General features: G+C 33.1%; 14 protein-coding genes. 1 reads left to right on the top strand and 13 read right to left on the bottom strand.

Features of this window, described 5'->3' with window-relative positions:
* Positions 1-10: 10 nt before the first annotated feature.
* The 6 genes from SYN6308_RS05890 to SYN6308_RS05865 all read right to left on the bottom strand — a co-directional run bounded on the left by SYN6308_RS05890 (position 11) and on the right by SYN6308_RS05865 (position 4,975).
* A complete protein-coding gene (locus SYN6308_RS05890; protein WP_017293514.1) occupies positions 11-583 on the bottom strand; it encodes a Uma2 family endonuclease in 573 nt (190 codons plus the stop codon).
* A 10-nt stretch (positions 584-593) separates the two neighbouring features.
* Positions 594-1,166, bottom strand: a complete 573-nt coding sequence (locus SYN6308_RS05885; RefSeq protein WP_017293513.1) for a Uma2 family endonuclease — start codon at positions 1,164-1,166, stop codon at positions 594-596.
* A gap of 114 nt (positions 1,167-1,280) precedes the next feature.
* A complete protein-coding gene (locus SYN6308_RS21860) occupies positions 1,281-1,670 on the bottom strand; it encodes a hypothetical protein (RefSeq protein WP_017293512.1) in 390 nt (129 codons plus the stop codon).
* Positions 1,671-1,933: 263 nt separating this feature from the next.
* Positions 1,934-3,463, bottom strand: coding sequence for an ATP-binding cassette domain-containing protein (locus SYN6308_RS05875; protein WP_017293511.1), 1,530 nt, complete (start codon positions 3,461-3,463; stop codon positions 1,934-1,936).
* A 90-nt stretch (positions 3,464-3,553) separates the two neighbouring features.
* A complete protein-coding gene (locus SYN6308_RS05870; protein ID WP_017293510.1) occupies positions 3,554-3,931 on the bottom strand; it encodes a hypothetical protein in 378 nt (125 codons plus the stop codon).
* 87 nt (positions 3,932-4,018) lie between these two features.
* The gene (locus SYN6308_RS05865) at positions 4,019-4,975 is read right to left on the bottom strand and encodes a hypothetical protein (RefSeq protein WP_017293509.1); all 957 of its coding nucleotides are present in this window, start codon (positions 4,973-4,975) and stop codon (positions 4,019-4,021) included.
* Positions 4,976-5,179: 204 nt separating this feature from the next.
* On the opposite strand from SYN6308_RS05865, the gene SYN6308_RS05860 reads away from it, so the two are divergent.
* Positions 5,180-5,953, top strand: a complete 774-nt coding sequence (locus tag SYN6308_RS05860; RefSeq protein ID WP_017293508.1) for an Rpn family recombination-promoting nuclease/putative transposase — start codon at positions 5,180-5,182, stop codon at positions 5,951-5,953.
* Positions 5,954-6,019: 66 nt separating this feature from the next.
* Here SYN6308_RS05860 and SYN6308_RS05855 read toward each other — a convergent pair whose 3' ends face one another.
* From SYN6308_RS05855 to SYN6308_RS05825, 7 genes are all read right to left on the bottom strand, one after another.
* Entirely contained in the window at positions 6,020-8,266 is a 2,247-nt protein-coding gene (locus SYN6308_RS05855; protein ID WP_017293507.1) for a PBP1A family penicillin-binding protein, read from the bottom strand.
* Positions 8,267-8,476: 210 nt separating this feature from the next.
* Positions 8,477-9,727 (bottom strand): RNA-guided endonuclease InsQ/TnpB family protein, encoded by a 1,251-nt coding sequence (locus tag SYN6308_RS05850; RefSeq protein ID WP_017293506.1) that lies wholly within the window; start codon positions 9,725-9,727, stop codon positions 8,477-8,479.
* A gap of 138 nt (positions 9,728-9,865) precedes the next feature.
* Positions 9,866-10,090 carry a HypC/HybG/HupF family hydrogenase formation chaperone gene (locus SYN6308_RS05845; protein WP_017293505.1) on the bottom strand — a complete coding sequence of 75 codons (225 nt, stop codon included), beginning with the start codon at positions 10,088-10,090 and terminating at the stop codon, positions 9,866-9,868.
* Positions 10,091-10,293: 203 nt separating this feature from the next.
* Positions 10,294-11,091 carry an HpsJ family protein gene (locus tag SYN6308_RS05840; RefSeq protein WP_017293504.1) on the bottom strand — a complete coding sequence of 266 codons (798 nt, stop codon included), beginning with the start codon at positions 11,089-11,091 and terminating at the stop codon, positions 10,294-10,296.
* 55 nt (positions 11,092-11,146) lie between these two features.
* The gene (gene coaD / locus SYN6308_RS05835) at positions 11,147-11,629 is read right to left on the bottom strand and encodes a pantetheine-phosphate adenylyltransferase (RefSeq protein ID WP_017293503.1); all 483 of its coding nucleotides are present in this window, start codon (positions 11,627-11,629) and stop codon (positions 11,147-11,149) included.
* Between the two features lie 51 nt (positions 11,630-11,680).
* The gene (locus SYN6308_RS05830; protein WP_017293502.1) at positions 11,681-12,019 is read right to left on the bottom strand and encodes a thioredoxin family protein; all 339 of its coding nucleotides are present in this window, start codon (positions 12,017-12,019) and stop codon (positions 11,681-11,683) included.
* Between the two features lie 206 nt (positions 12,020-12,225).
* Entirely contained in the window at positions 12,226-12,960 is a 735-nt protein-coding gene (locus SYN6308_RS05825) for an NnrU family protein (RefSeq protein WP_040467075.1), read from the bottom strand.
* Positions 12,961-12,981 lie beyond the last annotated feature (21 nt).

Here is a 12,981-nt window from a genome sequence, read left to right as displayed (position 1 = left end):
AATTTTTTACCTACCAAATAAGTTCTAAATTTAACACAAAATTAACTAAAATATTTTCTCCTGATAAAGTGTTAGGGTTGTCTAATATTTCTACTGTTTGATTTTCTCGATAAATCTCGACTTGATGATTTTTGCGGTTAATTAACCAACCTAATTTACAACCGTTTTCCTGATATTCTTTCATTTTTTCTTGAGTATCTTTTAAACTATCACTGGGAGACATTAATTCAATGATAAAATCAGGGCAAATACGAGCAAATTTTTCTTTTTCTTCATCAGGAATTAGTTGCCATTTTTCCCAAGAAATCCAAGACGCATCGGGCGATCGAATGGCATTATTTGGTAAGATAAAACCAGCAGAAGAATCAAATACTATGCCTATTTTATACTGATCTGACCAATTTAATAATTGTTGAATTAATCTAGCATTGCGGTTACTACTAATATCCCCTACTGGTGACATAATAACTAAATCTCCTCTATAATTTTTCTCAAATTTAAGGTTACGATTATTTATACATAATTGATAAAATTTATCATGGGTTAATTCGATCGATCGACAATCAATAGTTAAGTTACTCATAATTTTTTACCTACCAAATAAGTTCTAAATTTAACACAAAATTAACTAAAATATTTTCTCCTGATAAAGTGTTAGGGTTGTCTAATATTTCTACTGTTTGATTTTCTCGATAAATCTCGACTTGATGATTTTTTCTGTTAATTAACCAACCTAATTTACAACCGTTTTCCTGATATTCTTTCATTTTTTCTTGAGTATCTTTTAAACTATCACTGGGAGACATTAATTCAATGATAAAATCAGGGCAAATACGAGCAAATTTTTCTTTTTCTTCATCAGGAATTAATTGCCATTTTTCCAAAGAAATCCAAGACGCATCGGGCGATCTAATGGCGTTATTTGGTAAGATAAAACCAGCAGAAGAATCAAAAGCAATCCCCTTCGTATTTTGACGACTCCATGCTTGTAATTGATAGGCAATTTCAATATTGCAGTTACTGCTAATATCTCCTACTGGTGACATAATAACTAAATCTCCTTTACTATTCTTCTCAAATTTAAGGTTACGATTATTGACACATAATTGATAAAATTTATCATGGGTTAATTCGATCGATCGACAATCAATAGTTAGGTTACTCATAATTTTTTACCCTAATTGTTATTATTTAATATAGTGCATTATACTGATGTAGCACACAAAGATTGTAGGGGCAGAAAATTTTTCTGCCCAATCCCCACCAAAAAATATTAAAGATTATGCTATTTTTTTTGAGTCTTCCAACTCTTTTCGGATATTTATTTGCTCATTTTTAATAGCTTCTAATTGAGTTAATATTTCCTGTAATAATTTTGCTTGATTTACATTCAATGACGATGTAATTGCATCATTATTATTAGTCGTTAATAAAGATTTTCCTAAGTTAAAAGGAGACTTTAAAATTACTACCCAAAACTTAACTAAAAGATACGGAATTTGCTGAATAATTCCCCAAAGAGTTAAGATTAAGATAATGAACAAAGTAAGACTAATAATTGGATGGGAAATAAAAAAAGCAAGGTTACGATGGTTACTCATCCAGTTATTCCAAAAAGATTGTAAGCTGGATTGCACTGCATTAGATACTAAATCATTGATGTTATTCATGGTAAGAAATACATTTTAATTGATTATTAGAAAAAAAAACAGAATGATAAAAATAAACTCACTTTAGTAGAGTTAAGCTGTTAGCAATGAAATTTATTTCTTTGCGAGATAAGCGTTTAAACCCATAAACCGCTTTGCAATAAATTGACAAAGCTAATAGCCAAAGTCTGCTAAAGCGACTTCAAACATCCAAGAAAATTAATTATTTATTCTTTTAGTTGTCATTGCGAGGCACGAAGCAATCTCTTAAAAAGGAAATTTGTTTATGCCTTAGCATCTTTTTTCACGACTGTTTGATAAGCCCATAAGGCGACAATTAAAGTAAAAACGATATACAGAATTACCCACATTTTATGGATATTGGTATAAAGATCGTAATGTTGTTCTTTTTCAAAATATAATAGTAATTGAATATTATGATAAAAGGGTGATAAAGTAGCAAAATAGTTGCTTAATAATTCCCCAACATTAAACCATTTAATCCATTTACTAGATTGTTCTAAAGCATTTTTAAAAGGTTCTAATATATTGGCGAGATAAAGGGGAAGCATTAATGAAAAGCAACTAACTAATGCTATTGATTGAATCACTTTTTGTCCAAAGAAATAACCTAATGCTACTCCTAAAAAGAGAAAAGGTATCACCCCTAGTATAAAACCAAAGGATAAAATTAGTAACTCCGATGAAGGAATATCACTTAATAAAACTGTTATTCCAACCATGAAAAAAGTGAGAATAGTTACGATTAATAAAGATGCAATTACTTTTGCAGAAAGATAAATTACGGGAGGTAAAGGTAGTATTTTTAATATTTTATTTAACGTCTCATTTTGACGCTCGATCGAAATAGTATTTCCTGTAATTGTGATCGCCATTAATGCTAAATAAAAAGAATAGGCATTAGCAACAATAAAAGAATGACTAATACCTGTACCCTCTAATGGGAATATACGGGGGATATAGGAAATAAAACCAGCATAGACAACAGTGATAAATAAAGATATTATGAGGTATCTTTTATCAAGTTGGATGGTTTGATAAATGTTAAAATTAATATGTTGAAATAATAAGCCTATCCAGTGAAATAGACTAGGTTTTTTCTCCTCATGTTGAGATTGTTTGGATTCTAATTTTTCTAAGGATATACCTTTTTCTACTGTAACTTGTCCATTTTCTAAGATTAAAGTTTTATGGGGATTTACTCCTATTTCCGAAGTCCAATCAACAAGTAAAATAGTTTTACCTTCATTGCTAAACTCTTGAATTTGTTGCCCAATTTTTTGACAATTTTCAGGGGATAAATTACTCGTGGGTTCGTCCAAAATTAGAAAATCTGGATTTCCTGCTTGGGCAAGGGCAAAAGAAATTTTTCTTTGTTGTCCTCCAGAAAATTCACAATTATATTTATTCTGCCTTAAGTCCTCATTTTGTTCTTGATTTTCTAATTTTTGTAAAGATGAGTTTACTTTTTCTTTGACTTTGGGATAATGACTTTCGATTAAGTTAATCCATTTTCTTAATTTAATGCCATTAGGAAATGTTAAATTTTGAATTACTGTCCCTGTTTTAAATTTATGTTTTAAGTCAGTGGGGGATTCATTAAAAATGGTTATTTCTCCGCTATCGGGTTCTCGAATGCCTAAAATAAAGTCAATGATGGTAGATTTTCCTGCTCCATTACTGCCTTTTAATTGGACTAACTCACCTTGTTCAATGGTAAAATTTACATCTTTTAAAGGGGAATTCATTCCCTCTCTTTGGTAGCTAACATTTTTAAATTCTAATACGTTCATAATCTGCTCTTTTTTTACAATAAATATTTGGTAAATACACAGGCATCTTGCCTGTTTTACGATCGTCTAATGAGGGTTAGTTGTAAATATTTAATACAATACTTGTAAGGTGGTATAAGTCAAACTGGCAAAAGCTACTCCTCCTGCTAAGGCAAAGACGATCGGCAATTCCAAAAAACCTACCCCAATTAATACTCCTAATGCCACTGTGGAAAGTCCCCCTGAAATTAGACTAACCGGAAAAGGACTAATAAGAATAGGATGTGAGTTACCAGAAACTTCTTGTATGTCCAATGGGTTACACCCTTCTGTAACGGAAAGACAAACGGGGGGAGTATCGACATTATATAGTGTTGCTATGATCCAAATGAGGATGATTAAAAATAGTGCGATCGCACCTACTGCAATAATAATTCTGTTGATAGGTTTCTCTAAAAGACTTTTGAGATTTGTATTTTCGTTGAACATAATTTACTCCTTGTTTTTAACTAAGTTTGCATAAGAAAAATTAAGGTGATTCAGATTGCTTCGTGCCTCGCAATGACAAAAAAGTAATCAATGGGGTGGGCATTGACTGAGAAATTCTCCTGCGACATAAACTGTACCCGCAGTTAAAGCTCCTGCACCGAGAGCGATGGGTGCTAATAATCCTCCGCTACCAATCACTAAAACTGTTCCAATCACTACACCTCCAGCAATTAAGCCCCATGTTACATTTCTTCTTGTTGTCGATTTACACGGTTTTTTTTTACAATTTTCTGGGTTCGATCGATCTTCAATAAGTTGAGCTTTTCTTCCTCCTAGTTTCTCTTTTAAGGTAAGATTTTCCGATAATCCTTGATAAATAAGGCATCCGTTTTCATCTTCTGATTTTTCAAGATTTTGTGCTTTATCTAACAATTCTTGAAGTATCTTTGGTGGTGCATTTTGTTGAGATGCTATAGCCGAGAATATATAATACTTTCTCTTAGAACCGTACTGTATGGTATATTCATAGAGTAATTGAATTATAGGTAAAGAAAGTTGAGATCGATTGCTGATAGAAAAATTAATATCATCGTTACCAAACTTTAAAATTAGATACTCTAAAATCGAGTCGCTAGTATTGGGATTTAGAGCTAATCTTTTTAACAGTGGGACTGACAAAGGTACTTGACTATCAATCAGATTCTTAAAAATACTTTCTGATAAATCAGGAGGAGTATTTTTATTACCCAATATTTCTACCTGAAGTTTTTGAGAATCATAATCAACTCTAGGTATATCCGAATTTGACGATAATTGCCTTAAAACACCTCTATCACTGGAAGTTAAAGCAATATTATACAAGACAGTACCGTGAGTATGACTATCTGTAATAATCTGAGAAATCTTCGGTTGTTGATAACATACTGGAGGTAAATTTCCGTTAGTAATCAAGGGATAACAGGAAAACTGAATTTTAGTAGTCAAAATGACGGGTATAAACAATAAAACTACCCAAAGCCACTTTAGTTGTTGAGGTAACGCCATAAACTAATCTTCTGAAATTGAAAACGATAATTATTCAAGACACCCTGTATTATAAGTTTTTTTTCATAAAACAATTATTAAATTTTATGACAACATTCTCATTCACTATTTATAGTGATGCCTTTAGGCATTTATCATAACGACATAATTTTACAAAAATAGATATTTTGCTTTAATTTAAAAATAAATATCTCAATAAAATTCATGTTTGATAACGTATGCAAATTTTTAGCCGAAAACTATAGCGAAGACTTTGCCCAATGGCTATTAGGCTATAAAGTCACTTTAACAGAATTAAAACCCACTGAGTTATCATTGCAACCAATTCGGGCAGATTCTCTTATTTTATTACAATCGGAAAACCTAGTTTTACATCTAGAATTTCAAACGGACACCGATGAAACAATGGCATTTCGGATGATTGATTATCGATTGAGGGTATATCGCCGTTATCCCCAAAAACAGATGAAACAAGTAGTAATTTATCTGCGAAAAACTGCTTCTGAATTAGCACAACAAAATAATTTCCGCTTAGAGAAAACCTACCATGAATTTGATGTAATTCGACTTTGGGAGCAACCACCCGAATTATTTATGACTCAATTAGGTTTATTACCTTTAGCAGTGCTATCGTCAGGAGAAAATCCTAAAATGGTATTAACCCAGATAGCTCAAACTATTAAACAAGAGTCTGATACCACGACAAAAAACAACTTATTAGCAATATCCAGTATTTTAGCGGGATTAGTTTTAAACGAGACAACCATTAAACAAATATTAAGGAGCGACATTATGAAAGAATCAGTAATTTACCAAGAAATACTCCGAGAAGGAGAAATTAAAGGTCAATTGGAAGGTAAATTAGAAGTTGCACTCAATTTGCTCAGAAATGAAATGACGATCGAACAAGTGGTAATGTTAACAGGTTTACCCCAAGATACTATTGAGGAGTTAGCCCAAACTTTAACGAAGGATTGATAACAAAGTAGGGTGGGTATTACCCACCAACATATTAGACTTCTCCAAAAAACTTTTTAAAAACACCTAATTAATTGCTAATGCCTTTTTCATATAATTACCCCATAATATCGCTGCTTGTCCACTACTACTATTGGTAGGTGAATTATTATCATTGCCTAACCAAATGCCCGTCACAAGATTATCTTGAGTGACGTAGCCTATAAACCACAAGTCAACGCCTTTATTGGTTGTGCCTGTTTTTCCTGCTTCATCTTTGCCTACGGATGCACTTCTCCCCGTGCCTGAAGTAATTACCTGTCGTAACATCGTATTCATGGTTTGGGCAATTTTGGAATTAATAACTTGTTTTTGCTCGTCTTTATTCTCATTGAAACGGTAAATTTCTCGGCAGGTGTTATGTTTTTCAAAATCTTCACAATCTCTCCCATCTCGAATTACTCTTATAGCGTGGGGACGTGACCAAATGCCTTGATTCGCAAAAGGAGTATAAGCGCCCGTAATTTCTAAGACTGTTACTTCACTTTGTCCTAATATTAAACCGGGTACGGCTTTTAACTCTGATTTGATACCTAATTTTTTCGCTGTTTCTACTACTTTATTTAAGCCTACATCTTTAGCAATTCTTAGCGCGATCGCATTTTCTGACTGAGCCATGCCTACATACATATTAGTACCTCCCCCCGTTCTTTCACAACCTCGATAGGTGAATCCTTGCCATCGGAGAGGGGAGCAAGAATAGCTCTTATTTGCGGAAATTCCTGCTTCTAGGGCGGCTGTATAGGCAAAAACCTTAAAAGTTGAGCCGGGTTGTCTTTTGGCTTGAGTAGCTCGATTAAACTGACTTTCTCGATAGTCTTTTCCTCCTACTAAGGCGACTATTTCTCCATTTTTGCCTCGAATAGTGGCGATCGCACCTTGAGAGAAGTTGTTTTGTTTTCCATTAGTAGCAAGATGATTTTTCAGGCTCTCTTCAGCTATAGCTTGAATTTTGGGGTTTAAGGCGGTTTCAATGATAAAATCTCCTTCTTGTGTCAAATTACTACCCAATAGGCGATTCATTTCTTGAAAGACGTAACTATAGTAATAGGGTGCTAAAATATTTGATAAAGTTTCCTGCGCTTTTGGGCTAAGATAAATTCTCGATCGTCTAGCCTTAGATGCTTCTTCTTTGGTTATCATGCCTAAATTGAGCATTCTTTCAATAACTCGATTACGGAATTGAATCGCTGTATCGTAATCTTGTACAGGGTTATAGGCATTGGGGGCGGGTAAAATTGCCACGAGGGTAGCAGATTCTACTAAGTCTAAGTCTCTGGCGGATTTGCCAAAATAAAATTGGGCAGCATCTTCAAAACCGTATAAATGCACCCCCAGATAAACACGATTAAGATAGGTTTTCATAATTTCATCTTTGCTGTAAACTGCTTCTAGCTTGGTTGCTACTATCATTTCTCGCAGTTTGCGCTGTAAATTATTTTCTCTGCCCACATCGGGATAGATACTTCGAGCTAGTTGTTGAGTTATAGTACTAGCACCCTGTTGAGTTTCTCCCTGTTTATTAATTAATATTGCCCTGAGTATGCCGATAGGATCAACCCCAAAATGCCAATAATAGCGACTGTCTTCCGATGCCATTAAGGCTTGGGGTAAGTAGGGGGAAAATTCTTGTAAACTATCTAACTCTCGATGAGGAGAATCGATACGGGGAGAAAGTAAGGTTTTACCATCATCACCATACACTACTGTTGAACCGCCCACATGATCAGGGATAGGATAAACGTCATATTGACTCCACTGAAAACCCAACCAAACCATAAGTAACAATACGCCAATACCACTACTGATTAAACCATAACGGGCAAGGGTTAACCATTTAGGGAGAGATTTATCAAAATGTATCTCAATGACATCGGCTAATTCTGGAGGTCCTAATGTGATACGATCGTTATGCTCAAGGGTAAGGGATTGATAGCGTTGATTGCCTAAATAAACGCCATTTGTAGAATTTAAGTCACGAATAATAAATTTTTCGGGGTTATTAGTATCTCTTTCGATGACGCAGTGGGTTTGACTGATAATGGCACTGCGGATAACAATATCACAACTTTTAGTGCTTCTACCTATGATATATCGATCGCCCAACAAAGGATAAAAAGAGCGGTGTTTTTCTTGTCCATTTTTGACGTAAATTCCAGCTACCCTTGCATTCGGCTTTAAACGAGGAATCGGTAACTGATTTTGGACATTATGCCAAATAGTCGTTACTACTTTACTTATATAAGATTCTGTACCGCTCGATCGATTATCCATAGGTGAGAATTGAGAATTGAGAATTGAGAATTGAGAATTGAGAATTGAGAATTGAGAATTGAGAATCGAGAATTGAGAATTGAGAATTGAGAATTGAGAATTAAAAATATTTCCCTATTTCCCCGTTTATAAAAGTTTAATTATCATCCCATAGTATTTATAATAGTTCCAAAAAATATAGTCAAATATAACATTGACTTGAAGTCCATTTCAGGTACTCACCTTCATCTTTTGTTTCGTTGATGTTACCAACCGGGGGTGAACTACGCACCTCTCTATCCCTTCCACAAATGCTTTAGGGAATGCTTTTCTCAATATGTTATAACTTGCATTTACATCAGCATTGATCAGTTTTCCACTGCCACTACGATATAAACCTCTTTTTATTCTTCTGCCACTAAATTTTACTTTTTCTTCCTCTCTTACAACCCCATAAGTCGGCATTTCATCTAAGTCTAAAAAACTGGCTACACTTGTATAGGATTCCTCTCTTTCTATTACTGTTATTCCCACTAATTGACATTTATATTTTATTTTTTCTATCAATTTATTATGGGGAATACTCGTAAAATTTTGATTATTTCTTTTTCCCAATTCCACTTTTTGTTTCCAGTTTTTATTTTTTCCTATTACTAAAGTATCTATTTCTGACTCTAATAACAGATTTACTAAATAACTACTTACTTTATGAAAGTAATCATTTATTTTTTCCTCTCTTTTTCTTGTTAACAAACTTAGACGATTTGACCAATATTGTCCCAATGGCAGTTGTTTTTGTAATTTAGCTTTTTTGAGATTATAAAATTGATTTATGCTCTTTAATATCCGCCCGTTAATCAGAATTGGGGTGAATCCTTGCTGATTTGATGTTAACGCTATTAAATTGTTTATGCCTAAATCTATAGCAGCTATTTTTTCTGTTTTATCTTTTGGTTTTACCTCCTCTTTTTCATAAATTACCTCTATGATATAGTAGTTATTTTTGGGAACTACTCTCACTTGATGTAACTTTTCTCCCCGAATTTTACTAGGAAAAGAAAAGTCTAAACCCGATAATTTAATTGATCCTTGTTTTAAACTCTTTTTACTTACAGCTTGAGCGGTATAAATCACTAAATGTCGTCCATTTTTGTCTTTATATTTAGGTAATTTAGGTTTTCCTAAAAACTTTTCTGGATGTGATTTATACTCTTTTATACCTGCAAAAAAAGAACTCCAATTTTGTTCTAAGTTTCTCAGGGTTTGTTGAGCGACTTTAGCTGGTAATGCTCGATATTCAGGAGTTGATTTTAAGACTTTATCAAGGAGATTATAGCTCGAAAATTCTCCACAAAAAATCAGGCTTTGTCGGATATTATAGTTAGCTTTATTGTACAGATTTTTAGAAGCAAAACACACTTGATCTAGTGATGACCAAAAAGAGTGAGTTTTTGTAATAATATGTCTTTCGACTAACTGCATAATCCAATCAAGGGGAGTAATGATAATTTAATGTTACTATAAAATGAAGGAAATTAAGAACAATTCTCTTTTTTTATCAGATTTTCAGCTAATACTTGACATTATTTGTATATATTTGTCTATATTTTCATTAAAGTTTTATAATACTTGATTTAAAATGGTTAAAGTTTTTTGTGCTTCTTCTTCATCAATGACATTGAGGGCAAAACCCACATGAACTACGACATAATTACCAATTCGAGCATCTGGGGTATAGGCAAGACTAACTTCTTTTAACACTCCCCCAAAACTGACTTTTCCTTTCTTTTCGAGGGGATTTTCTCCTTCAATGCTGACTATTTTACCCGGTATCGCTAAACACATAAATTTAATTGAGAATTGAGAATTGAAAATTATCCATTAATATCGATAATCTCAAAATTTTGATTTTTCATTATTTTACCTAACACTAACACCGCCTTTTTAAATGTGTTAATTTTTAATGTTGAAAATGAAGTTAAAAAAGCAATTAAATCTGCTGTGATAAAAAAGTATTTTGATAAAAATAAACAATCATGTAAAAGTTTTTATTCGCTGACTTTTTTACTCTTAACCATCATCATTTGTAATCCTAACCAACCGATGACAATATAAGCGATCGAAAGCATTAAACTACTAATAGAAGTGCGTAAACTTTGTTTTAAAGCGATGGTTTTTGCCTTACTAATTTCATTATTTTCCATCTCTTTCAATTCACCTCGTAATCTAATTTCAACTTCTTCAAGTTTAGCTTGTAACTCATCAGGTTTTTGAGATAAATCTAACATTTGTTGTAGTTGATCTCTTTGACTGGTAATTAACTCTAACTCTTGAGGGTTAAGCTGTTGCCCTTGTATTAATCCTCCCGCTTCGATAACTTGATTACGTTGAGCAATTTCCTGTTTTAACTGTTCAGGATTTTTGGCAATGGCATCCAATTGAGCTACAAATCCTTGTATTTGCGTCTGTTGTTGCTGAACTTTTTGGGTAATTTGAGCCATTAAATCACCACTAACACTATTAATATTAGTTAAATGTAAGGGAACTAATAACAAAAAGATTAAGCCTAAAATACTGGCAATAATAAACACAGGAATACGAATTATTTTTCCTGCTTTTTCATTAATATTATTATCATGAATCCACCATGCTATTAATAATAAAGAAATAGACATTAAAGGAACAATACCTCGATCGACTAAACCATTAGTAACGGTTATTTGCCAAGTTTGATCTTGAAATTGTAAGGGAAAAACCAAAAAAAGATATTCAATTAAAGATGAAATTAAAAGAATACCTCCGACTAAACTTAAACAAAGACTAATAAAACTAGAACTGACTTTCATAAATATTATTATAGTTAACAATCAATAGTGAACCTTGAACAATGAATTTTGTCAACTAATTTTTCACACTAAAACTTAAAGATAAATCTTTTGCAATATTGGGAGTTACAAGATGTTCGATCGAGCCTCCGAATTTAGCAATTTCCTTGACTACACTACTACTTACAAAACTCAACTCCGTATTGGTAGCCAAAAAGACAGTTTCAATGTTATTCTCTAAAGTTTTATTAATATGTGCCATTTGTAACTCTTGTTCAAAATCAGACATAACCCTTAAACCCCTCAATAAAACTCCAGCTTGTTTTTTCTTAGCATATTCTACCGTTAAACCACTAAAGCTATCCACTTCTATATTATGAATATTTTGAGTACATTCTTTAATTTGTGCAACTCTTTTTTCTACGGTAAAAAGAGGAGTTTTATTAGGATTTTTTAACACAGCAACAATTACTTTTTCAAATAAAATACTACTACGTTTAATCAGATCAATATGTCCTAATGTAATTGGATCAAAACTACCCGGATAAATAGCAATCATAAATAATGGAGAAGGTCGAATGGAGAATGGAGAATTATCAACTATTCACTATTAGGCTGATTTAGGAGTTAAAGTTAGCATAATATTATTCATGCTATTATAGAGGTCTTCTCTACTTTGAAAACCCTCTAATCGATGGATTACTTCTCCCCTATTAATTAATAATAAAGTGGGTAAATTTCGTAAACGATAACTATTTGCTAAAGATAAATTTTGATCTGCATTAATACTAACTATTTTTAGTTGTTCTTGCCATTCTGATTGTATTTTATTCAAAATGGGATTTAACATTAAACATAAACCACACCAAGGAGCCCAAAAATTAACCAACACTGGTTGTGATGATTGTAAAACTTCTTGATTAAAAGTTGTTTGAGTGACTGAAATCATAATGGTTTTAATCGGGGTTTAAGAAAAGATTTTTAAAATTCGATCGACTGAAATAATGAAAAGAGATATTAATTGAGTCTTAATATGTTAATTCTACCGTGACTTTACCTGATCCCCCAACAATTTATTCACAATTAGTGGAGGTGGAAGTAATGAGAAATTAGGTAGTAGATATTAATTAATTACTATTCATTTTCCATTCTTCATTAAATAGTTACCCTAGCCGTTGCCGTCATCAACCAAGGATGTAACCACCAAAAAAGGAAGATGAAGCCGATAACTCCTACATAAGCAGGTTTTAAAAATTCTTTGATGTCTAGTTTTTGTCGCCCGTCTAATACTGCCAACATTGGTATTACAGAAGTTCTTTCCTTCACTTTAACAAAGGCTTCACCGTAACGTTTTGTTAAGCGTCGATCGCCATGCCACACAGCAAAGATATGATGAGCTATTAAGCCAAAGGATGTTACTAGGGTAAAAGTTGTACCAAGCCAGATGCTATGAGCGATACACCAAATAACTTGCCCTACCATTTGAGGATGACGAGAAATGCGAATGATACCTGTTTCGTAAAGATGAACTTCAGGTTTCGTAATTGCCGCAATTTCTAATAAGTTGAAAGTAGCAGGATAAAGAAAAATAAAGGAAATAAAAGATAATATCCACACAGTGGCTTTTACTCCCTGAATATCTTGCACTTGCCACAGCATTAAACCTTCGTAACGATGATTGAAAAAATAGATAACGAGAATTGTTGCTAGGGGGATACTGACTAAGGCAAATAAAACTCGATATAATCGCGCCCCGATTTTTGACTCCCCCCACACTCTCAAACTCGCTAAACCACTATGGGCGATGGCAAATATCAATAGTAAACCTATCATGATAAAATGGCTAGGAGTCAACCAACGAGGGAAGGATAAGGGCGAAAATTGTGCCATTAAATCCAAGTTAGAAAAATG

The sequence above is a fragment of the Geminocystis herdmanii PCC 6308 genome (assembly GCF_000332235.1).
GTDB classification, from domain to species: Bacteria; Cyanobacteriota; Cyanobacteriia; order Cyanobacteriales; family Cyanobacteriaceae; genus Geminocystis; species Geminocystis herdmanii.
This window is presented reverse-complemented; position numbering and strand designations above follow the sequence as displayed.